This is a genomic window from Lacisediminihabitans changchengi, from assembly GCF_016634425.1.
GTDB classification, from domain to species: domain Bacteria; phylum Actinomycetota; class Actinomycetes; order Actinomycetales; family Microbacteriaceae; genus Lacisediminihabitans; species Lacisediminihabitans changchengi.
Genome location: NZ_JAEPES010000001.1, coordinates 205,812 through 227,419, shown reverse-complemented (window position 1 = coordinate 227,419; position 21,608 = coordinate 205,812). Strand labels below are relative to the sequence as shown.

Genomic DNA, 21,608 nt, shown 5'->3' with positions numbered 1-21,608 from the left:
GATGGCTGCAGATAATCCAGCCCTGCTCGATGTGCAGGATGCCGTGGTCGACTACCACGTGCCCGGTCGCGCCACGGTGCACGCCGTCGCCGGCGTCTCCCTCAGCGTGGAGGCCGGCGAGATCGTGGGCCTCGTGGGGGAGTCTGGCTGCGGAAAGTCCACCCTCGGCCGGGCGATCGTTGGTCTGCAGAAACTGAGCTCCGGCACAGTGTCGCTCGAGGGACATCCGGTCGCCCCGGTCGGTCGCGGAGCCCGCCCGGTGCGCGACCGCGGCCTGCAGATGGTGTTTCAAGACCCGTATTCCTCGCTCAACCCGCGTCGCCGCATCGGCAAGCAGATCGCCGACGGCCTGGCGGCGTCAACCGACCCGCGCCCAGTGACCGAGCAGGTGGCCGAGCTGCTCGACTCGGTCGGGCTGTCGGCGAACGTCGCCTCGCGCTTTCCGCACGAGTTCTCCGGCGGGCAACGCCAGCGCATCGCGATCGCCCGCGCACTGGCCCCGAACCCGTCGATCATCGTGGCCGACGAGCCGGTCTCCGCGCTCGACGCCTCCACCCGGGCGCAGGTCACCAACCTGCTCACCAGCCTCGCGGCCGACCGGAGAATGGGCCTGCTGTTCATCTCGCACGACCTCTCGGGCGTGCGGCACATGGCCGACCGGGTCGCGGTGATGTACCTCGGACGCATCGTCGAGAACTCGCCGACCGAGCCGCTCTGGGGCGACCCGCTGCACCCGTACTCCGAGGCGCTGATCAAGGCGATCCCAAAGCTGGGGGTGGATGCCGCGGCTCCCGTCGCCCCGAGTGGCGAGGTGCCCGACCCCTCCAACCCGCCCACCGGCTGCCGGTTCCACCCGCGCTGCCCGTACGCGATGGACCGCTGCATCACCGACGATCCCGCGCTCGTGCACATCGAGGAGACCAGGGAGGCTGCGTGTTGGTTGCAGCCGGAGGGCGGTCCCGCGCGACGGCTCCTGGACCTGAGCGTCGTTCGGAACAGCGTGGATCGGAACCGCGTGGATCAGAACAGCGTGGATCAGAACAGCGTGGTCGGGCGCCCGTGACCGTCAGCCTCCGCCTCAACAACGACGTCGAGTCATCCGCTCTGCTCGATCTGGCGCGCGCCGCGGAGTCGGCCGGTTTCGATCAGCTCTGGGTGTCGAACGATCTGATGATCCGCTCGGCGCCGGTGCTGCTCGGGGCGCTGGCCACAGCGACCTCGCGCATCGAGCTGGGCATCGGCATCGCGAACCCGTACACGGTGCACCCGGCGGAAATCGCGATGATGGCCGCCACCATGCAGGAGCTCTCCGGCGGACGCTTCCGCCTAGGTCTGGCCGCGGGCGCCGCCGAGTTCCTCGGCTGGGTCGGCATCTCGCAGCCGACACCGCTCACCACCACTCGGGAGGCATTCCGGGCGATCAAGGCCCTGCTGGATGGCGGTCGGCCGGTCGACGTTCCTGGCACGGGGAGCGGATGGGCCGAGGAGGCCTATCTGCGCGTCCCGCCGGTTCCGACACCGATCTCGATCGGTGCGATGAGCCCGAAGATGGTGGCCTTCGCGGCCCAGGAGGCCGACGGCGTGCTCGCCCTGCTCTTCCCGCCGGAGCACTTCACGGTGGTACGCGAGCAGGTCGAGACCGCCGCAGCCGAGGTCGGCCGCGATCTCGCCGACTTTGATCTTCCCGCCTGCGTCTGGCTCTCGGTCGACGACGATCAGGAGGTCGCCGATCGCGCCCTCGCGCACAAACTCGCCTATTACGGATCCGCCTTCTCGCCCTACCTTCTCACCCGGGCCGGACTCTCCCGCGGTGACTTCGCCGGCATCGACGCGTCCCTGCGGGCCGGAGACCCCGAGGGTGCGGCCGATCAGGTCACCCCGGCGATGCTGCGGCTGGGCATTTCCGGCGACCCGGATGCGGTGGTTTCCCGCTGCCTGTCCCTCATCGAATCCGGGGTGGAGCACCTGTCGTTCGGACCCCCGCTCGGCGCGGATCCCGTAGCCGCCGTCGAGCTGATCGGCGAGACCGTCCTGCCCCGATTGACTGGAGTGACCGTATGACAACCCTCTCGGAACAGGTAGCAGACCTCGGCGCGCGGGTCTGGGCCTGGCGCGAGGAGACCAGCTTCCGCTCGGCCGACGACATCCCGCGGATCGCGCACGACCCGCTCTGGCTGCCGCGCATCGATGCCGACTCGATGGCCGACCGGATCGCCGCGATCGCCGAGTTCACCGCCGCGTGGCGCGCCCACGACGTGATCTCCGAACCCGTTTCGGTGCAGGTCGACCACCGCCTGATCGGCTCCACCCTCGCCCGCGCGAAGTGGGACATCGAGGTGCTGCGCTCCTGGGAGCGCGACGCCAACTTCCTGCTCAGCCAGATCCTCGGGCCGTACGTCGACCTCCTCCTTCCGCTACCGCCGTTCGGTGACCGCCGGGTGCTTGGCCTGATCGCCGCGCTCGACGCCGTTCCCGCCCAGGTCGCCGTCGCGCAGGCCAACCTCACCGGAACCGGGGTCGCCGATCTTGCTGGCGCGGCCGTCTCGATGCTGCACGGCATCGAGCCGCGGCTGGCGGCATCCGTCGACGGATTGCGGGATGTCGTCCCGCCCGAGCAGCACGCCCGACTCGAGTCATCCGCCGCTGCCGCGGGCTCCGCGCTCGCCGGCTACCGCGACTGGCTGGCCGCTGCGCTGCCGACCTTCGGCCCTCCCGTCGTCGTCGGCCGCGAGCGCTTTCTCTGGTACCTGCGCAACGTCGCCCTGATCGCGCACGACCCCGAACAGCTCACCGCGGCCGCCGAGCAGGAGTATCGCCGCGCCGTGGTCTGGGAGTCGATCGGCCGCCCTCGCGGGTCGGAGCTGCCCCCGTTGTTCGCGGCGGTGGAGGAGCAGACCGCGCAGCAGCGGGTGGATGAGCAAAGCATCCGTGACTTCTATGAGCAGCGCGACCTGCTCAGCCAGGAGGGTTACGGGCACTATCACGTGCACCCCGCGCCGTCGTATCTGAGTCCGCTGCAGTGGTTCGCGGTGAACGACGATCTCACCGACGTTCAGCGCCCGGGTGTCGACGGGGTGGCCTACACGCCCGACCCGGGGCCAGAACTGCCCTACTTCTACGCGGCGAACGCCCGCGATCCTCGGCTCGGGATCATCCACGAGGGCACGCACTATCAGCAGCTGGTGCGGTCATGGGCGCACGAGAACCCACTGCGCCGGCACTACTTCGACTCGGTGGCGAACGAGGGCATCGCCTTCTACAACGAGGAGGCGATGCTGCAGGCCGGGCTGTTCGACGGGTCGCCGCATTCGCGCTCGGTGGTGCAGAACTTCATGCGCCTGAGGGCGCTCCGGGTGCTGGTCGACGTGAACCTTGCCACCGGTGTCTTCGACCTGGCCGCCGGTGCGGATACCTTCGTGCGCCGGGTGCCGATGGATGTCGAAACGGCAACGGAGGAGACCGCCATGTATGTGGCGACCCCCGGTCTTGCCATGTCGTACCAGGTCGGCAAACTGCAGCTGATCGCGATACTGGCGGACGCCATCGAGCGGGACGGGAGCGACTTTTCCTTCCGCGCCTTCCATGACTGGGTCTGGAAGAACGGCAATCTGCCCTTCTCGCTGCAGCGCTGGGAGCTGCTGGGCGACCGCTCGGAGGTCGATCAACTGGATTCGTTCGAGAGCACGGTGGTGGAGTGGTGAACCGGCTGCTGGTCGACCTGTCGGTCGTCGATGTGGTGAGCGGCGACATCCGCCCGAATTCTGCGGTCGCAATCGTCGACGGCGTCATCGCCGCGGTGGGAGCGCGGGACTCGGTCGAAACGCAGTGGGGCGATCTCCCGGCCGTCTCGCTCGGCGGGGCGTACCTGTCTCCCGGCCTCGTCAACATGCACACCCACTTCTCGCTGTCGCTGCCGGGACCGGGCGGCGACGCCGTCTCGGCGATGACCGCGCATGAGCTCGCGCTGTACATGGCCGACGGCGCTCGCCGCACCCTGCTCGAGGGCGTGACGACCGTGCGCTGCGTGGCGGAAAAAGATCACGCCGACTTCGCCCTGCGCGACGCGATCGCCGCCGGACGCACGATCGGGCCGCGCATCTTCACGGCCGGGCGGGCGCTGGTCTGCACCGGCGGGCACGGTTTCGAGGGCACCGACACCCTGGAGTGCGACGGGCCGGTCGGGTTTCGTCACGGCGTGCGCTCGCAGCTCAAGGCCGGAGCCGACCTGATCAAGGTGATGATCTCGGGCGGTATCGCGGGCGAGCACGAGGCGATCGCCACCCCGCAACTGGCTGCCGACGAGCTGGAGGCGGTGCTGGAGACGGCCCACGCGTGGGGGAAGAAGGTGACGGCGCACGCGGGGCCGGCGCCGATCATCCTGCAGGCGGTCGAGCTCGGACTCGACTGTGTGGAGCATGGCTACCAGCTCACGCCCGAGGTCGCCGCCGCGATGGCGGCGCAGGGCACGGCGCTGGTGCCGACGCTGGTCGTGACACGCGCAAGCGCGTTCTTCGACCAGCTGGGGGTGCCGGCCTGGATGCAGCAGCGGTCGCTGGGCGCCGGGCCGCAGCACGTCGAGAGCTATCGGATGGCGCTCGACGCCGGGGTCACGATCTTGATGGGCAGCGACATGCCGCCGTTCTGGCGCTTCGAGGGCACGAGCGCTTCCGTGCGCGAGATCGAGCACATGAGCGACTTCGGGCTCGGACCGGCGGCCGCGCTGAAGGCCGCCACCATCGACCCGGCGGCCTGGCTGGGCGCGGATGCGGAGGTCGGGTCGATCGAGGTCGGCAAGCGGGCCGATCTGATCGCTATGGACTCCGACCCGCTAGCCGACAGTGCTGCGCTCCGCGGCATCCGTTGGGTGATGATCGAAGGCGATCTGGTGCGGGACGACAAAAACGCGGTGCTCGATGTCTGAGGCTGGGGAGGGCGCAGAGTTCGAGGGGGCAGTCACGAGCCTCCACGACATCCGTGTCACGGTCGAGGCGATCGAAGGGCGCTCGGTCTGCGGCATGCGGGTCGGGGACTTCTGCGAGGTCACCAACTCCAACGAACTGCGGATCCCGGATGATCGCCACTTCTGCATCTACGCGCTGCAATCGGTTCTTCCGCTCATCCCGGCCAAGCAGCGCGACCTGCCCGCGGGTGACTGGCTCGAGCGGGACACCCTCGTCGCCTGCCCCGATCCGGAGGAACGGTTGATCATGCGCATTGATCGCATCGGCAGGGTCGACCTGGCCACGGACGACCTGACGTGAGCGGCGACCTGACGTGAGCGGCGACCTGACGTGAGTTCTGACGTCGAGATGGGTATCGGCGTTCAATCCGACAAGGCACCGGGCAGGTATGCACGGGTCGCCGCGCTGGCCGAAGAGGTCGGTCTCGATGTGGTCTCGGTGTTCTCCGACCTGCTGTTTCAGCCGCCGCTTCCCGCGTTGCTAGAGATGGCTGCGGTTACGTCCCGCGTGCGGCTCGGCGTGGCGGGCTATAACCCGTTCACCATGCATCCGTACGAGATCGCCGGACAGTACGCGGCCCTCGCTGCCCGAGCACCCGGTCGCGCTTACCTCGGACTGGTCAAGGGAACCTGGCTAACCCAGATCGGCCTGGAGCAGCCGCGGCCACTCGCGCACCTGGAGCAGGCAGCGGGGTTCATCAAGGCGTTGCTCTCGGGCGACGGCGTGGGGTATCTCGGATCGGTTTTCACCCTCGAACCCGGCACGCGTCTCGACCCGAGCGTCCCGCCGCAGACGGTGCCGCTGATGATCGGCAGTTGGGGTCCGCGTGGTGCAGCTCTGGCTGGCCGCATCGCCGACGAGATCAAGGTCGGTGGAACCGCCAACCCGGCAATGGTTCGTCTTACCCGCAGCAGGGTCGCCGTCGGAGAGGATGCCGCGGGCCGGCCCCGCGGCACCGTCGGCGTCATCGCGGGAGCGGTCACCGTCGTCTCCCGCAGCCGCACGGAGGCCCGCGCCCTCGCCCGTCGCGAGGTCGCCCTGTACCTCGACGCGATCGCCGCCTTCGATCCGACCGTCGAGCTGCCGGAGGGGCTGCTCGAGCTCGTCGCTGCTCGTCTCCGGTCGGGCGACGCTGCGGGGGCCGGCCGAGCGATCCCCGGCGACGTTCTCGACCTGTTCGCCTTCAGCGGCGACCCGGACGACGTCGCCGGCCAGGCTCAGCTCCTCATCGATGCCGGCGCCAGCCGCGTCGAGTTCGGCACCCCGCACGGCCCCGACGAGCTCGAGGGCATCGCCCTGCTCGGCCGTGCCGTCGTGCCGCAATTGCGCCGCGCCCGCGTGCGCACCTGAGCCGGGCATCCCCGCCACCTCCTGGATGACGAACGGCCCAGCGCAACAGTGAACATTCGTCGACACGCGCTGAGAAAATACCCCGGGTGAACGAACCGGCCACCGGCATCGTGTAGAAACAGGAGACCAGGCGGCCCGCCGTATGGTGAGATGGCGACGAACGGCTTTCTGGAGGTCAGGTCAATGGCGAACGATTCTGCGGTGCGGATCCTGTCGAGTGTGGAATTCCACCGGACGAGTACGCGCATTCTGGAGAGCATCGAGACCGTCATCGATGGCAAGCGCGACGCCGTGGAGATGGCCCTCACCGTATTACTCGCCGAAGGGCACCTGCTGATCGAGGATGTTCCTGGCGTCGGTAAGACGATGCTGGCGCGCACCCTGGCCAAGACGGTCGACTGCACGGTGAACCGCATCCAGTTCACGCCGGACCTGCTGCCCTCCGACATCACCGGCGTCTCGATCTACAACCAGGTGAGCCGCGAGTTCGAGTTCAAGCCCGGACCCGTGTTCGCCAACATCGTGATCGGCGACGAGATCAACCGGGCCAGCCCGAAGACCCAGTCGGCACTCCTCGAGAGCATGGAGGAGGGGCAGGTCACCGTCGATGGCGAGACCAGCGCCCTCGCCGCTCCGTTCACCGTCATCGCCACCCAGAATCCGGTCGAGATGGAGGGTACGTACCCGCTCCCCGAGGCGCAGCGTGACCGGTTCATGGCCCGCATCTCGATGGGATATCCGGATGCCGCTGCCGAACTCGCCATGCTGCACACGAGAGAGAACTCCAGCCCCCTCGACGACGTGCAACCTGTCGTGAGCACCATGGAGCTGATCGCCATGATCGCCACCGTGCGCGAGGTCTTCGTCTCGTCGCCGGTCGAACAGTATGCGGTGACCATCGTGCAGGCCACCCGCTCCGACCCCGACCTGCGTGTTGGTGCGAGTCCGCGTGCCACGCTGCACCTGGTGCGCGCCGCCAAGGCCCGCGCCGCTCTCGACGGACGCGAGTTCGTGCTGCCCGACGACATCGACGCCCTGGCCGTGTCCGTGCTCGCCCACCGCCTCATCCCGGCCAATCGACTGTCATCGAGCGGGGGAGCCGCCAGCGTCGCCGCCGCGAGCGAGGCGGTGCGCAGAATCGTCGCGACGACCGCCGTGCCGCTCGGTGCTGTCGGCCCGGCCTGAACCACGACATGGCGGCGCGAAAGACCAAGCGACGGATAGCGCGGCCGACGGTGCGCGGCTGGGTGACCGGCGCGGCCGGCGTGCTCGGGGTGACGATCGCCTACGGGCTCCAGAACCGCGAGCTGCTGGTGCTGGCCTTGCTCGCCCTCGCGCTGTGTCTCTCTGCCTGGATCTACGTGCAGTTCCGCCCCCTCGCCTACCGCGTCGATCGCACCTTCACCCCGCCGTTGATCGAGGCGGGTGGCATCACCACCGTGGAGCTCGAGATCGCCAACCTCTCGAATTACCGGAGTCCCTCGGCGCACTGGCGCGATACCTGGCCGTGGCGACCCTTCGTGACGGTGCCGCTCGAACTCGGGATGCTGGAGGCCCGCGGCATCCGTCACACCTCGCGCGGCAGCGCGGTGCGTCTCGGCTACGCGCTGCGACCGGACCGGCGCGGACTGTTCGAGGTCGGTCCCGTCATTATTGACTTCGCGGACCCGTTCGGGCTGGTTGCTGGTGCCGTGGTGGCGGAGGGCACCGGGGAGCTGACCGTCACCCCACGCATCGAGGAATTGCCGGAGGGCGCGGTGACGATCGCCGCCGATGACGGCGCCACCCGCATGCGCCAGCGCAGATCGTGGGGTGGCGAAGACGATCTGATGACCCGCGAGTACCGTGACGGCGACCCGATGCGTCGCGTCCATTGGCGCGCCTCGGCCCACCACGGCGAGCTGATGGTGCGGCAGGAGGAGCAGCGCAGCCACGCGGAGGCCCACATCGTGCTCGAGACCCTGCGGCACGGCTATCGCGATGCTCGCGGACTGAGCACGGTCGACGAGGTCGAGAGCGAGAGCTTCGAGTGGGCGATCGAGTTCTGCGCCTCGCTCAGCGTGTACCTGGCCGAACGTGGCTTCGTCGTGCAGGTGAACGAGACAGGGGCTCGGCAGCTGAGAGACGTGGAGGAGATCGACGGCTATCTGCGTTCGCTCGCGGCGATCCAGCTGTCGGCCCGGCAGGCGGAGAACTTCTCCCTCGTGCCCCAGTCGGCCAGGGCGGGTCGGTCGCAGGGCTCGGTGTTCGCGATCCTCTCGGCAACCGATACCGCGATCGTCGATCAGCTGCGGCACCAGCGCTCGTCATTCGACCTCGCCGTCGCCTTTCTGGTCGACCCATGGACCTCCACTCTGACCGAACCACTCCAGAACGCCGGCTGGGTGTGCGTCGCCGTGCATCCCGACGACAGCGCGGCGGATGCCTGGCTCTCCCTGAGCTCGGAGCTGGAGGCCGCGCGTGCCCAGGGTTGACCTCCTCACGCCCGGGGCAGGGGGCGCCGGCGCCACGACGGCCGACCCGCGGCGAGCGCTGGGCGCCGACCGCCAGCGGGCGCGGTGGAACGGCCGGAAGGCATCCTCCGACTGGCAGGTCAGCCTGCTGCTGCTCGCGCTGCTGATTGTCGTCATCTCGGGCCTGCACGTGATCCTCTCTGGGGCGGCCTGGGCGTTCCAACTGTCGCTCGTCGCTCTGCTCGTCCTCGGTGTGTCTGCGCTCGTTCGTACCTTCTCGCGTGCGCTCTGGCTGCCGCCGGTGATAGCCGCGGCGGTATTTCTCGGCGCGATGACGGCCTTCTTCGCCCAGCCCACGGCGATCCTCGCCGCCATCCCGACGCCCGATACCTTTGGCGCATTCTCGGCTCTGGTGAGTCAGGCGAATCTCTCGATCGCGGGCCAGTCCCTGCCGGCGGTCGCCGACGCCGGCATCACGTTCCTGCTCTGTTTCGCGGTGGCGGGGATCGCGCTCGCCGCCGACGTGCTCGCCATCCTGCTGAGGGCACCGGCGCTCGCCGGCGTGCCGGTCATCGTGCTGCTGGCCGTCCCGAGTGTCGTCGAACCCGGCGCGACCGACCCGATCGTCTTCGTCATCGCCACCGTGCTGTACCTGCTGCTCTTGCGGGTGGGCGGGCCGAGACGCCAGGGGCGACTGAGCCTCGCGATGGGAGCGGTCGCCGTGGTGCTTGCTCTGGTTGTCCCTGCCGTGCTGCCGCAGATCGACGACTCCACCACGAGCCAGTCAGCCGGGTTCGGCACCGGCGTCAACCCGGTGCTGTCGCTCGGAGATGACCTACGGCGCAGCTCGGCGCGCGACGTGCTCACCTACTCCACCAGTTCGGGCAACGCCCACTACCTGCGGTTGGTGAGCGTCGGGAATTTCCGCGGCGTCAACTGGGAGCCGGATGACTTCCGCCTCGACCGCAGGAACTCGGTCGACGCGATCGATACTGCCCCCGGTCTCCGGCAGGACGTTCCGCGCAAACGGGACACGACATCCGTCACCATCGAGTCATTGACCAGTGAATGGCTGCCGATGCCGTATCCGGCGACCAAGGTCACCGGGCTGCAGGGGGACTGGTTCTGGGACAGCGAGGGGCGCGCAGTCTCGAGCCCCAATCGCTCGGTGACGGGGCAGCAGTATCAGGTCTCCGATCTCGAGGTGCAGCCGACGCCGGAGCAGTTGCTTGCGGCGGGTACCACCGTTCCGGCCGGCCTTGAGCAGTATCTCGCGGTGCCGGCCAACCTCCCGTCGCTGGTCACCGACACCGCCCGCGAGGTGGTGGGCACCGCCCCGACCAACTATGAGAAGGCGCTGCTGCTGCAAGCGTTTTTCCATGACGGCGACTTCGAATACTCGGAGACCGCACCGGTCGCCGATGGCTACGACGGCACCGGCGCCGGAGTCGTTGCCCGTTTCCTCACCGAGAAGGCCGGGTATTGCATCCACTTTGCGTCGGCGATGGCGGTGATGGCGCGGGTGCTCGGAATCCCTGCACGCATCTCCGTCGGGTTCCTGCCCGGCACCCAGATCGCCGACGTCAACGGTCGGAGCACCTTCCAGGTCGACTCGCACGACCTGCATGCCTGGCCCGAGCTGTACTTCGAAGGGATCGGCTGGACCCGCTTCGAGCCCACCGTGAGTCGCGGTGATCTGCCGAGTTACGCGGACCTCTCGACCCCCGACGTGCCGATCCCCTCGGCGAGCGACAACCCGACGCCGACCAGTTCGGCATCGGCATCGGCCTCCGTCGCGCCGACCGCCGCGCCCGAACCGTCTGCGTCGGCCCGGGCCGACGGCAGCGCGGCGGCCGCGGAGTCGGCGGATGTGCCGTGGTGGATCGCCCTGGTGGTGCTGCTTCTGCTCGTGCTCCTGCTCGCGCCCGCGGTCATCCGTCAGCGGGAACGCCGTCGTCGCGCCCGCGATCTGGCGCTCGGGCGTGCGCCCGTGCTCGTGGCCTGGCTGGAGGTGCTACAGAGCGCTGAGGACCTCCGCCGACCGATCTCAGAGACCATGACGCCCAGAGAGGCGGCGGCGGAGCTCGGGGGAGGAGACGCCGTCGAGCGGCTGGTCGCGGCCCTCGAGCGCGAGCGATTCTCCGAGTTCCCTGTCGCCGATGGCGGCGCCGTCGACGACATGCGGGCGGTGATCGCCGTGCTTCGGCGCGGGGTTCCCGGGCGTACCCGAACCCTCGCCGTGCTCTTCCCGCCGTCGGTATGGTCACGGATGCGCGGGGCAGTCGGCCTGCGCGACTGACCGGGGTGCGCGCCGGACGCTAATATGTGAAACATGTCTTTCACAAATGACGCGCGCCCCGAAAACCGGGTGGCGGTCACGGATGTCCGCGCGCTCCGGGCGCTCGCCCACCCCTTGCGCCTGGGCATCCTCAATCACCTGATGACCTTCGGGCAGAGCACCGCGACCGAGTGCGCCGAGGCACTCGGGTCGACCGGCTCCAACTGCAGCTACCACCTGCGCTCCCTCGCGCGCTTCGGCCTGGTCGAGCAGGCCGAGTCGACGGATTCCCGCGAGCGCCCGTGGCGCAGCGTCGCCACCGGTCTCGATCTCGGCGACCTCGGGCACGGTCTGGAGGGGGATCAGGATGACCTGGCCGCACGCTCGCTCGCCGCGACCCTCGCCGAGCGCACCATCGACGACGACGCGGCCCTCGCCCGCCGCTACATCGCCGGGTTCGGCGCGCTGCCGACGGAGTGGCAGGAGTCCAGCGGCCTGTCGAACTACGGGCTGCGGGCGACGGCCGAGGAACTCGCGGCGCTGCGGGGTGCGGTGGATGCGCTCATCCGTCCGTACATCGCCATGACACGCGTCGACGCTCCCGCCGACGCCGCTGTCGTCCACCTCGCCTTCGACGCCTTCCCGCACCCGGACGGTGCGCTGTGACGGCGCTTGCGTCGACGCGGTCACCGCTGGCCATCCGTGATTTTCGTCTGACACTGACCGCGGGATTCCTCTCCGACACCGGCGACTGGCTGCTGATGATCGCGCTGCCGCTCTACGTCTTCGGCATCACCGGCTCGGCGTTGGGCGCATCGACCGTGTTCCTCGCTGAGCTGGTTCCGGCGCTTACGCTGGGTCCCTTCCTGGGGGTTCTGGTCGATCGCTTTGACCGCCGGCCCACCATGGTGCTGATTAATCTGGCGCAGGGAGCCGCTCTGCTTCCTCTGCTGTGGGCCGCTGTCGACCCCGACGCCCTGCACGACCGGCTCTGGGTCGTCTACCTCATCGCGGCGCTCGAGGCCGGTCTCGGGGCGGTCTTCCTGCCGGCTCGACAGTCCTTTCTTCCCGGCATCGTCCCGCGGGATCAGCTCACTCGCGCGAACGGTCTGGTGTCGGTCGGCGACAACCTGTCGCGGCTGATCGGCTCGCCGCTCGGCGGACTGGTGTTCGCCACGATGGGCCTCGGCGGTGTCGTGCTGATCGACAGTGCGACCTACCTCGTGAGCGCCGCGCTCATCCTCGTCTGTCACGCGCCTGCGTTGTCCCGGTCGCCCGGCTCGCCCGGCGGGGTGCTGCGGCAATTTAGCGAAGGCTGGCGGGTGGTGAGACGGTCACGTCCGCTCGGCGGGTTGCTCGTCATCCAGTCGATCGGCGCGATCGGGCAGGGCATCTTTCTGGTGTTGTTCGTCGTGTTCGTGGTCGACGTATTGCACGCCACGGACACCGAGGTCGGACTGTTCCGCGGGGTTCAGGCGATCGGTGGCGTGCTCGGCGGGCTCGTGCTCGGTGTTCTGGCGCGCAAGCTCGAGCCGCGGCCGTTGATCGGGTGGGGCAACGTCGTCTTCGGCGTGGCAGCGCTGCTGATCTGGAACTTCGCCCCGGTGAGTTCGGCCACCGCCGTCTACGTGGGGTTCTTCATCGCCATCGGCATCCCGGCGGTCGTGGCGGGAGCCGCGGAGCTGTCGCTCGCGCAGGCCACGGCTCCGGCCGCCGCGCTCGGCCGGGTGACGTCCATCATGCAGACGGCGATGCTGGCGGCTCAGGGCATCGGGCTGCTGCTCGCCGGGGCGCTCGCCGATCGGTTCGGGGTGCTGCCGATCCTCGATGCGCAGGCGCTGCTCTACCTGTTGTGCGGCGTGCTGGCGCTTGTTCTGTTGCGGGAGCGCCGCGCCGAGCGACTGCCTATGAGCTAGGCGCTCGCGGCCGCGGCGAGCTGGGCGGCCACCCAGTCGACGTCCTCGCGGAGTGCGCCGACCGTCACCCTCACGAAGGATGCCGACGCCCCCGCATCCGCTTGAAACGGCGTTCCCGCCGCGACCCGGAGGCCCGCCGCCGCGAGCTGGACGATGGCCGCGCGCTCGTCGGCCACCGGGAGCCAGGTGTTGATGCCGTCTGCCGCGGCGAGCGAAACGCCGTGGGCGGCAAGGGCCGCGGAGAGGTCACGCTGCCGAGCCGCATAGATGCGCCGGGCATCCGCCACCTCGGCGATCGACGCCGGATCGGTGAGCAGGTCGTGCAGCATCGCCTGCAGCATGCGCGAGGTCCAGCCGGGCCCGAGCAGCCGCCGCGACACGATCGGCTCGATGAGCTCGGCAGGCCCTCCGATGGCCGCGATGCGCAGGTCGGGCCCGTGCGACTTCGAGAAGCTCCGGATATGCAGCACCTGCTGCGGAAGCCACTGCGCCAGGCTCACGTCGGCGACCGCGGAGATCCCGGCGGAGTGGTCGTCCTCGATCACGATCGCGCCGCTGGCGTGCCGACTGCGACGGATGACCTGGGCCAGCTGTTCTGCGCGGCCCCGGCTGAGCGAGCGTCCCGTGGGGTTCTGCGCCCGCGGTTGCAGCAGGATCACGCTCGGCCGCAGGGTCAGTGCCCGCTCGAGCAACTCGGGGCGCATGCCCTCCTCGTCCGCACCGACCGGCACGCGCACGGCTCCGACGTGGTCGACCAGGTCGAAGATGGGGGGGAAGCCGGGGTCTTCGACCACGACGCGGTCGCCGAACCGCACCACGAGATCCATTGCGCGGGATATCGCGTCGAGTGCGCCGTCCACCACGGTGAGCGCGTCGACCGGCGCCGGCCAGGCCGCGCGCAGCACCGCCTCGAGCTCGGGGATCACCGGCTGGTCGAGGTAGCTCGGGGTATCGGCGCGGAGGGCGATTCGGGAGAAGGCGGGACCGAGCGCCGGCAGCAGCAGCGGGTCGGGCGTGCCGGTGGAGAGGTCGAGCCGCGTGGCCTCCAGCTGCCCCGCGAGCCCTTGGTAGCGAGGTGGCAGCCAGCGCCTCGGTGCCGCCCGCACGAAACTGCCGCTGCGCCCGCGCGAGACGATGAGCCCGACCCCGGAGAGGGCCTGCCAGGCGTGGCTGACGGTGGCCGGGCTCACGCTGAGCTCGGCGGCCAGCTCCCGCACGGTCGGCAATCGGTCGCCTGGAGCGAGTTCCCCCGAGGTGATCAGCCGAGCGACGGCGGCGGCGATTCCGTGCGGTGTCGTCTCTTCGACCGAATCGGTGATCGCTCTCATGGCGCCCCAGACCTGAACTTTTTTACGTCGCAGAAACGTAAAAGAAATGTTTACGGAGCAGAATAACAAAAAGGACCAATGGAGGCACGGATGACTGTCGTACGCGCAGCGATCACCCAGACCACGTGGACGGGCGATAAAGAATCGATGATCGCCAAGCACGAACAGTTCGCGAGGGATGCGGCCGCGGCCGGCGCCCAGGTGATCTGCTTCCAGGAGTTGTTCTACGGTCCGTACTTCGGCATCACTCAGGATGCCAAGTACTACGCGTACGCCGAAGCGGCCGACGGCCCGATCGTGCAGCGCTTCGCAGGCCTCGCCAAAGAACTCGGCATGGTGATGGTCCTCCCGATCTACGAAGAGGACATGCCCGGCGTCTACTACAACACGGCCGTGGTGGTGGATGCCGACGGCACCATCCTCGGCAAGTACCGCAAGCACCACATCCCGCACCTCGACAAGTTCTGGGAGAAGTTCTACTTTCGCCCGGGCAACCTCGGCTACCCCGTCTTCCAGACCGCGGTCGGCCCGATCGGCGTCTACATCTGCTACGACCGGCACTTCCCGGAAGGCTGGCGTGAGCTCGGCCTGAACGGTGCGCAGATCGTCTTCAACCCCAACGCGACCAAGCCGGGTCTGTCGAATCGGCTCTGGGAGATCGAGCAGCCCGCGGCGGCCGGCGCCAACGGCTACTTCGTGGCGGCCGCGAACCGGGTCGGAACCGAAGACAACGAGTACGGCGATCTGGCGGTCACCTTCTATGGCAACAGCCAGTTCGTCGATCCGCAGGGCAACATCATCGGCGGCTATGGCAGCGGCGAGGTCGAGGAGGTAGTCATCCGCGACCTCGAAATGGACATGGTGCGGCAGGTGCGCGACAACTGGCAGTTCTACCGCGACCGTCGCCCGGAGTCGTACACCAGCATCCCGAAGCCGTAGACCGCGAAGGAGTGCCACATGGCTAAGACCCTGATCACGAACGGCCTGGTCGTCAACGCAACCGGAACCGGCCTGGCAGACGTGCTGATCGACGGCGAGACCATCGCCGCCGTGCTCGCCCCGGGATCGACCCTGCTCGGCTTCGACCTCGAAGCCAACGTTGACACCGTGATCGATGCGGCGGGCAAGTACGTCATCCCGGGCGGAATCGATGGGCACACCCACATGGAGATGCCGTTCGGCGGCACCTTCGCCTCCGACACCTTCGAGACCGGCACCCGGGCCGCGGCCTGGGGCGGCACGACGAGCATCGTGGATTTCGTGGTGCAGTACCCGAACGAGAACGTGATCGACCGCTACCAGGCCTGGCACGAGAAGGCCGCCGGTAACTGCGCCATCGACTACGGCTTCCACCAGATCCTCAGCGACGTTCAAGACTCGTCCCTGGTGGCGATGGACGAGTTGATCGACGAGGGCGTCACCAGTTTCAAGCTGTTCATGGCGTACAAGGGCGTCTTCCTCAGCGATGACGGCCAGATCCTGCGCGCGTTCCAGAAGGGCGCATCGAACGGTGCGCTGATGATGATGCACGCCGAGAACGGCGCCATGATCGACGTTCTGGTGAAGCAGGCGCTCGAGGCCGGAAACACCTCCCCCTACTTCCACGGCACCTCACGGCCGTGGCAGGCGGAGGAGGAGGCGACCCACCGCGCGATCATGATCGCGAACCTCACGGGGGCGCCGCTGTACGTGGTGCACGTCAGCGCCAAGCAGGCGGTCGACCAGATCTCGATCGCTCGCGACAACGGCCAAAACGTGTTCGGCGAGACCTGCCCGCAGTACCTCTACCTGTCGCTCGAGGAGCAGCTGGGAGCGGTGAGCGAGCAGTGGGGCGACTTCGAGGGCGCGAAGTGGGTGTGCTCGACGCCGTTGCGATCGCGGGCGGAGGGTCACCAGCACCACATGTGGCAGTCGCTGCGCACCAACGACATCCAGATGGTCTCCACCGACCACTGTCCGTTCTGTATGAAGGGACAGAAGGACATGGGAATCGGGGACTTCTCGAAGATCCCGAACGGCATCGGCTCGGTCGAGCACCGCATGGACCTCATGTATCAGGGTGTCGTCGACGGGCATATCTCGCTGCCGCGCTGGGTGGAGCTCACCTCGACCACGCCGGCCCGCATGTTCGGGATGTACGGCAAGAAGGGCGTCATCCAGCCCGGTGCCGACGGCGACGTGGTGATCTACGACCCGAACGGGCACACCTCCATCGGCATCGGTGAGGGCCGCAGTCACCACATGAACATGGACTACTCGGCCTGGGAGGGCTTCGAGATCGACGGCCACGTCGACACGGTGATCTCCCGCGGCAAGGTCGTCGTCGACGGAGGCCAGTACCTCGGAACGAAGGGCGACGGCAAGTACATCTCCCGCGGCCTCTCGCAGTATCTGATCTGACCACACCAACGCTGGTTGAGTAGCGCGCGACGAAGGAGCACGCGTATCGAAACCCAGTTTCGATACGGCTCCTTCTCCGTCGGGGCTTACTCAACCAGCGAGTAACTGAACGGGACCCCATGGAATTCGGCGCAGTGCTCCAGACCAACCCGCCCGCCTCGCGCACGGTGTACCTCGCAAAGCTTGCCGAGCAATTCGGCTTCGACTACGCCTGGACCTTCGACTCTCACCTGCTCTGGCAGGAGCCGTACGTGATCTACAGCCAGATCCTGGCCGAGACACACAAGATCAAGGTCGGTCCGATGGTCACCAACCCGGCCACCCGCGACTGGACGGTCACCGCCTCCACCTACGCGACCCTGAACGAGATGTACGGCAATCGCACCATCTGCGGCATCGGGCGGGGGGACTCGGCGGTGCGCGTGACGAACGGCGCGCCCACCACGCTGAAGACGCTGCGCGAGGCCATCCACGTCATCCGTGAGCTGGCGAACTCGCGGTCGGTCGAGTACAACGGTGCGACGCTGCAGTTTCCGTGGAGCGTCGGCTCCGAGCTCGAAGTGTGGGTGGCCGCATACGGCCCGCTCGCGCTCAAGCTCACCGGCGAGGTTGGGGACGGCTTCATCCTGCAGATGGCCGACCTCGACGTCGCCGAGTGGATGATCGCGACCGTGCGAAGCGCTGCCGAGAAGGCCGGCCGCGACCCGATGTCGATCACGTTCTGCGTCGCGGCCCCCGCCTACGTCTCGGCGTCGGGCACGGACGAGGACTGGGCCCACATGCGCGACCAGAACCGTTGGTTCGGTGGCATGGTGGGCAATCACGTCGCGGACATCGTCGCCAAGTATGGCGAGAACTCCACGGTGCCGAAGGCGCTGACGGAGTACATCAAGGGCCGGGAGGGCTACGACTACAACGAACACGGTCGGGCCGGCAACACCCACGCGAGCTTCGTGCCCGACGAGATCGTCGACCGGTTCTGCCTCCTCGGCACCGCCCAGCAGCACATCGAGAAGCTGACCGCGCTGAAAGAGCTCGGCGTCGACCAGTTCGCCGCCTACCTGCAGCACGACAACAAGGAGGAGACCCTCCGCGTCTACGGCGAGACCGTGATCCCCGCAATGCGCGACCGCGTGGTGGCGCGGTCGTGACTGACAGAGCCACGATCCGTGCCCGGCGCAGTGGTGCGACCGGGGTGCTGCTCGGCGCCATCGGCGTCGTGCTGCTCGGGGTGCTCTGGGAGCTGTACAAATCGGTCGGCCCTGCGACGGGCGTGGTGGTCGGCGGGGTGACGGTGCTTCCGCGCACCAGCGATCTCGCGATGCCGCACCTCATCACGATGTTCACGCGGCTCGGAGAACCGGTGACCGCGACATCCGGCTCCCCGGTTTTGTGGGTCGCGGTGCTGCAGGCATCCGCCTTCACGCTCGGCATCGCGGCGGTCGGCTGGGTGGTCGGGGTCGTCGTCGGGCTGCTACTCGCCATGCTCATGCAGCGCCTTCGTACCGCCGAGGCGGCACTGCTGCCCTGGATCGTGCTGAGCCAGACGGTGCCCCTCATCGCTCTCGCGCCGCTCGTCGCCGGCATCGGCAACCAGATCCGCTTCGGCGATGCACGCTGGCAGGAGTGGATGACGGTTGCCGTCATCGCCTCCTACCTCGCCTTCTTCCCGGTGTCTATCGGTGCCCTTCGCGGGCTGGGGTCCCCGGACCGAGCGCACGTCGAATTGATGCGCACCTACGCGGTCGGCTGGTGGACGACCCTCATCCGCCTGCGGTTGCCCGCCAGCGTGCCCTATCTGTTGCCGGCGCTGCGCCTGGCTGCGGCCAACGCCGTGATCGGTGCCGTGGTGGCGGAGGTTTCCATCGGTCTCAAGGGCGGGGTCGGCCGAATGATGGTCGAGTACGCCTCCGCGTCCAGCGGCGACCCGGGAAAGCCGTGGGCACCCATCTTCGGCGCGGTCGCCATCGGGCTGATCGCTGCCGCTTTCATTGCACTTCTCGGGCTCGCCCTGAAGCGCTATCGCAGGGGAGAGGTGCCGGCATGACCACGGCCGCAGTCCACGTAACGGGAGTGTCCAAGATCTTCCGGCTGGCCAAGGGCGCCGAGACGGTCGCCCTCGACGGAATCGACCTCGCGGTTGCTCCGGGCGAGTTCGTCTCGCTGATCGGTCCGAGCGGATGTGGCAAGTCGACGCTCCTGCGACTGATCGCCGACCTCGACCAGCCGACCTCCGGCGACATCCGGGTGTTCGGCAAGACGGCCCGCGCGGCGCGCATCGACCAGGACTACGGAATCGCCTTCCAGCAGGCGGGGCTCTTGCCGTGGCGCACGGTCGCCGGCAACATCGAGCTGCCGCTCGAGTTGCACAAGGTCGGAAAGCCCGCCCGGCAGTCGCGGGCAGCGGAGTTGCTCGCCCTGGTCGGTCTGAGCGACGTGGCCGACCGCTACCCGGACCAGCTCTCCGGCGGCATGCAACAGCGCGTCGCGATCGCCCGATCGCTCGCCGAGAGCCCCGAACTGCTGCTGATGGACGAGCCCTTCGGTGCGCTCGACGAGATGACCCGCGAACGGATGCAGGCCGAACTCGTGCGCATCTGCGGCGAGACCGGGGCCGCCGTCGTGTTCGTCACCCACTCGATCCCCGAGGCGGTGTTCCTCTCCGACCGGGTGGTGGTGATGTCGCCGCGCCCCGGCCGCATCCGTCAGATCGTGGATGTCGCGCTCGGCTCCGCGGGGGAACGTGCCGACGACCTTCGTGAGGCCTCCAGCTTCTTCGCCGCCGTCAGCGCGGTGCGCGAGGCCCTGCATGGCAGCCCGGTCGCCGAGGCCGCCAGTGCAGCGCGCGGGGTCGAGACCCGATGAGAGCCGGTACGGTGCGGGGCTCGAGAACGCGCACCATCCTCGCCCCGCTGATTCTCGGCATCCTCGCCCTGCTGCTCTGGCAGCTGATCGTGGTCGGCTTCGGCATCAAGCCGTACGTGCTGCCGAGCCCGCTGAGCATCGCCGACCGGTTCGGGCAGTCGGTCGGCACGGTCTGGACCGGCACTCGCATCACCGGACTCAACGCCCTGATCGGGTTGGTGGTCGGGGGAATCATCGGCATCGTCGGCGCCATCCTCTCCGCCCTCGTTCGCGTGCTCGATCAGCTCTCCGCCGCCGTGGTCACGGCCCTGTCGGTGGTGCCGATCGTCGCGCTCGCCCCCGTGCTGTACACGATGTTCGGCGCGGGAGCCGAGACGGCCCGGCAGCTGGTCGCGGCGCTCGCCGTGTTCATCCCGGTCTACTTCAACACCCTTCGCGGGCTGCGCCAGGTTCGGCCGGTTCTGCAAGACCTCATGCGGGCCTACGCAGCCTCGCCCTGGCAGCGCACTCGCACGGTCACCGTGCCGGGAGCATTGCCCTACATCTTCACCGGGCTGCGCGTGGCATCCTCGCTCGCTGTGATCTCGGCGCTGATCGCCGAATACTTCGGTGGCCCGGTCGACGGCCTCGCCAGCTCGATCACCAGCGCGGCCGCCTACAGCAACTACACGCTCGCCTACGCCTTCGTGCTCGGTGCGATCCTGCTCGGACTCGCCTTCTACCTCGTCACCCTCGCACTGGAGAAGCTGGCAACGCGGCACAGCCCCGCTCCGTCCTGATGTCCGGTCGCCCCTCGACCGGCTGCACCACTGCACCACATCACCACTGCACCACCCTGGCCCGCACCACAGACACGTACCAAGGAGGAAGCACCAATGAGACACAGCACACGAATCGTGCTCGGCACGGCGGCTATCGCATCGGCGACCGCCCTCGTCCTGAGCGGCTGCAGCAGCTCGAGCGACAGTGGTTCATCGAATTCGACGGACGGCAAGCTCACTCCCGTCACCCTGCAACTGCAGTGGGTGGCCCAGGCCCAGTTCGCCGGGTACTACGCCGCGGTCGAACAGGGTTACTACAAAGACGAGGGCCTCGACGTGAAGATCAAGGAGGCCGGAACGGACACCGTTCCGATCAAATCGGTCGCTGACGGCGATGCCGACTACGCCATCTCCTGGGTTCCGAAGGTGCTCGGGTCGATAGAGCAGGGCGTCAACGTCACCGATGTCGCCCAGATCTTCGAGCGCAGCGGAACCACGCAGATCTCGTTCAAGAACAAAGGCATCACCACCGCAGCCGACCTGAAGGGCGAGAAGGTCGGCAGCTGGGGCTTCGGCAACCAGTGGGAGCTGTTCGCCGGCATGCAGAAGGCCGGCATCAACACTGACACCGGCATCAGCCTGGTGCAGCAGGCCTTCGACATGAAGGGCTTTCTCGCCGGGGACATCGACGCCGCGCAGGCCATGACCTACAACGAGTACGCGCAGGTGCTCGAGACGGTCAACCCGGCGACCGGCAAGCTCTACCAGCCGGATGACCTCAACGTCATCAACTGGGAGAAAGAGGGCACCGCGATGCTGCAGGATGCGATCTGGGCCGACGCCGACAAGCTGAAGGACAAGGCGTTCCAGGACGAGACCGTGAAGTTCATCAAGGCCTCGATCAAGGGCTGGGTCTACGCGCGCGACAACGCACAGAAGGCGGCCGACATCGTGACGGCAGCAGGCTCGACGCTAGGGACGAGCCACCAGCTCTGGATGACCAACGAGGTGAACAAGCTGCTCTGGCCGTCCACCGACGGGCTGGGCGTCATCCAGAAGTCATCGTGGGATCGCACCGCGAAGATCGCCGAGGGCACGAAAGACAACACCGGCTCGACGATCATCACGAAGGCCCCGCCGTCGACGGCCTACAGCAACACCTATGTGAAGAAGGCGCTCACAGAGCTCGAAGCCGAGGGGGTGGATGTGAAGGGAACCTCCTTCACGCCCCTGACAGTCGAGCTCACAGAGGGCGGCAAGTAGTCACCATCACCGGTGCGGAGGTCGGGCGACCGG

At 68.3% G+C, this 21,608-nt stretch carries 19 protein-coding genes; 18 read left to right on the top strand and 1 reads right to left on the bottom strand.

The annotated features are described in order from the left end of the window. Position 1 precedes the first annotated feature (1 nt). The 11 genes from IV501_RS01105 to IV501_RS01055 all read left to right on the top strand — a co-directional run bounded on the left by IV501_RS01105 (position 2) and on the right by IV501_RS01055 (position 12,958). Positions 2-1,063: an ABC transporter ATP-binding protein gene (locus IV501_RS01105; protein ID WP_200554573.1), complete on the top strand. Its 1,062-nt coding sequence runs from the start codon at positions 2-4 to the stop codon at positions 1,061-1,063. Beyond that, positions 1,060-2,061 (top strand): LLM class flavin-dependent oxidoreductase, encoded by a 1,002-nt coding sequence (locus IV501_RS01100; RefSeq protein ID WP_200554572.1) that lies wholly within the window; start codon positions 1,060-1,062, stop codon positions 2,059-2,061. The genes IV501_RS01105 and IV501_RS01100 overlap by 4 nt, the downstream gene beginning before the upstream one ends. Beyond that, positions 2,058-3,701 (top strand): DUF885 family protein, encoded by a 1,644-nt coding sequence (locus tag IV501_RS01095; RefSeq protein WP_200554571.1) that lies wholly within the window; start codon positions 2,058-2,060, stop codon positions 3,699-3,701. The genes IV501_RS01100 and IV501_RS01095 overlap by 4 nt, the downstream gene beginning before the upstream one ends. Then, complete coding sequence (locus IV501_RS01090) at positions 3,695-4,921, top strand: amidohydrolase family protein (RefSeq protein WP_200554570.1); 1,227 nt, start codon at positions 3,695-3,697, stop codon at positions 4,919-4,921. The genes IV501_RS01095 and IV501_RS01090 overlap by 7 nt, the downstream gene beginning before the upstream one ends. Further along, positions 4,914-5,261, top strand: a complete 348-nt coding sequence (locus tag IV501_RS01085) for a TIGR04076 family protein (protein WP_200554569.1) — start codon at positions 4,914-4,916, stop codon at positions 5,259-5,261. The genes IV501_RS01090 and IV501_RS01085 overlap by 8 nt, the downstream gene beginning before the upstream one ends. Positions 5,262-5,291: 30 nt before the next feature. Next, positions 5,292-6,311: an LLM class flavin-dependent oxidoreductase gene (locus IV501_RS01080; protein WP_307812120.1), complete on the top strand. Its 1,020-nt coding sequence runs from the start codon at positions 5,292-5,294 to the stop codon at positions 6,309-6,311. A 183-nt stretch (positions 6,312-6,494) separates the two neighbouring features. Then, positions 6,495-7,496, top strand: a complete 1,002-nt coding sequence (locus tag IV501_RS01075) for an AAA family ATPase (protein ID WP_234698084.1) — start codon at positions 6,495-6,497, stop codon at positions 7,494-7,496. Positions 7,497-7,504: 8 nt separating this feature from the next. Beyond that, positions 7,505-8,785 carry a DUF58 domain-containing protein gene (locus tag IV501_RS01070; RefSeq protein WP_200554567.1) on the top strand — a complete coding sequence of 427 codons (1,281 nt, stop codon included), beginning with the start codon at positions 7,505-7,507 and terminating at the stop codon, positions 8,783-8,785. Further along, positions 8,772-11,063, top strand: a complete 2,292-nt coding sequence (locus IV501_RS01065) for a transglutaminase TgpA family protein (RefSeq protein WP_200554566.1) — start codon at positions 8,772-8,774, stop codon at positions 11,061-11,063. The genes IV501_RS01070 and IV501_RS01065 overlap by 14 nt, the downstream gene beginning before the upstream one ends. Positions 11,064-11,096: 33 nt before the next feature. Continuing rightward, positions 11,097-11,708, top strand: a complete 612-nt coding sequence (locus IV501_RS01060) for a winged helix-turn-helix domain-containing protein (protein WP_200554565.1) — start codon at positions 11,097-11,099, stop codon at positions 11,706-11,708. Further along, on the top strand, positions 11,705-12,958 hold the full coding sequence (locus IV501_RS01055; protein WP_200554564.1) for an MFS transporter: 1,254 nt from the start codon (positions 11,705-11,707) through the stop codon (positions 12,956-12,958). The genes IV501_RS01060 and IV501_RS01055 overlap by 4 nt, the downstream gene beginning before the upstream one ends. Here the strand turns inward: IV501_RS01055 and IV501_RS01050 are convergent. After that, entirely contained in the window at positions 12,955-14,286 is a 1,332-nt protein-coding gene (locus IV501_RS01050; RefSeq protein ID WP_200554563.1) for an aminotransferase class I/II-fold pyridoxal phosphate-dependent enzyme, read from the bottom strand. The genes IV501_RS01055 and IV501_RS01050 overlap by 4 nt on opposite strands. 90 nt (positions 14,287-14,376) lie before the next feature. Here IV501_RS01050 and IV501_RS01045 point away from each other — a divergent pair, with 90 nt between their 5' ends. The 7 genes from IV501_RS01045 to IV501_RS01015 all read left to right on the top strand — a co-directional run bounded on the left by IV501_RS01045 (position 14,377) and on the right by IV501_RS01015 (position 21,575). Then, complete coding sequence (locus IV501_RS01045) at positions 14,377-15,225, top strand: nitrilase-related carbon-nitrogen hydrolase (protein WP_200554562.1); 849 nt, start codon at positions 14,377-14,379, stop codon at positions 15,223-15,225. Positions 15,226-15,243: 18 nt separating this feature from the next. Further along, positions 15,244-16,686, top strand: a complete 1,443-nt coding sequence (gene hydA / locus IV501_RS01040; RefSeq protein ID WP_200554561.1) for a dihydropyrimidinase — start codon at positions 15,244-15,246, stop codon at positions 16,684-16,686. A gap of 119 nt (positions 16,687-16,805) precedes the next feature. After that, positions 16,806-17,837 (top strand): TIGR03842 family LLM class F420-dependent oxidoreductase, encoded by a 1,032-nt coding sequence (locus tag IV501_RS01035; RefSeq protein ID WP_200554560.1) that lies wholly within the window; start codon positions 16,806-16,808, stop codon positions 17,835-17,837. After that, positions 17,834-18,733: an ABC transporter permease gene (locus IV501_RS01030; RefSeq protein ID WP_200554559.1), complete on the top strand. Its 900-nt coding sequence runs from the start codon at positions 17,834-17,836 to the stop codon at positions 18,731-18,733. Before IV501_RS01035 ends, IV501_RS01030 begins: the two co-directional genes overlap by 4 nt. Then, on the top strand, positions 18,730-19,551 hold the full coding sequence (locus IV501_RS01025) for an ABC transporter ATP-binding protein (RefSeq protein WP_200554558.1): 822 nt from the start codon (positions 18,730-18,732) through the stop codon (positions 19,549-19,551). Before IV501_RS01030 ends, IV501_RS01025 begins: the two co-directional genes overlap by 4 nt. Then, complete coding sequence (locus IV501_RS01020) at positions 19,548-20,330, top strand: ABC transporter permease (protein WP_200554557.1); 783 nt, start codon at positions 19,548-19,550, stop codon at positions 20,328-20,330. Before IV501_RS01025 ends, IV501_RS01020 begins: the two co-directional genes overlap by 4 nt. 96 nt (positions 20,331-20,426) lie before the next feature. Then, positions 20,427-21,575, top strand: coding sequence for an ABC transporter substrate-binding protein (locus IV501_RS01015; protein ID WP_200554556.1), 1,149 nt, complete (start codon positions 20,427-20,429; stop codon positions 21,573-21,575). Positions 21,576-21,608 lie beyond the last annotated feature (33 nt).

Excerpts from the sequence above, each read along its gene's own strand:
- IV501_RS01105 (WP_200554573.1), top strand. The coding sequence starts at position 2 with ATGGCTGCAGATAATCCAGCCCTGCTCGATGTGCAGGATGCCGTGGTC.
- IV501_RS01095 (WP_200554571.1), top strand. The coding sequence starts at position 2,058 with ATGACAACCCTCTCGGAACAGGTAGCAGACCTCGGCGCGCGGGTCTGG.
- IV501_RS01085 (WP_200554569.1), top strand. The coding sequence starts at position 4,914 with ATGTCTGAGGCTGGGGAGGGCGCAGAGTTCGAGGGGGCAGTCACGAGC.
- IV501_RS01075 (WP_234698084.1), top strand. The coding sequence starts at position 6,495 with ATGGCGAACGATTCTGCGGTGCGGATCCTGTCGAGTGTGGAATTCCAC.
- IV501_RS01070 (WP_200554567.1), top strand. The coding sequence starts at position 7,505 with ATGGCGGCGCGAAAGACCAAGCGACGGATAGCGCGGCCGACGGTGCGC.
- IV501_RS01060 (WP_200554565.1), top strand. The coding sequence starts at position 11,097 with ATGTCTTTCACAAATGACGCGCGCCCCGAAAACCGGGTGGCGGTCACG.
- IV501_RS01050 (WP_200554563.1), bottom strand. The coding sequence starts at position 14,286 with ATGAGAGCGATCACCGATTCGGTCGAAGAGACGACACCGCACGGAATC.
- IV501_RS01045 (WP_200554562.1), top strand. The coding sequence starts at position 14,377 with ATGACTGTCGTACGCGCAGCGATCACCCAGACCACGTGGACGGGCGAT.
- hydA (WP_200554561.1), top strand. The coding sequence starts at position 15,244 with ATGGCTAAGACCCTGATCACGAACGGCCTGGTCGTCAACGCAACCGGA.
- IV501_RS01035 (WP_200554560.1), top strand. The coding sequence starts at position 16,806 with ATGGAATTCGGCGCAGTGCTCCAGACCAACCCGCCCGCCTCGCGCACG.
- IV501_RS01025 (WP_200554558.1), top strand. The coding sequence starts at position 18,730 with ATGACCACGGCCGCAGTCCACGTAACGGGAGTGTCCAAGATCTTCCGG.
- IV501_RS01020 (WP_200554557.1), top strand. The coding sequence starts at position 19,548 with ATGAGAGCCGGTACGGTGCGGGGCTCGAGAACGCGCACCATCCTCGCC.
- IV501_RS01015 (WP_200554556.1), top strand. The coding sequence starts at position 20,427 with ATGAGACACAGCACACGAATCGTGCTCGGCACGGCGGCTATCGCATCG.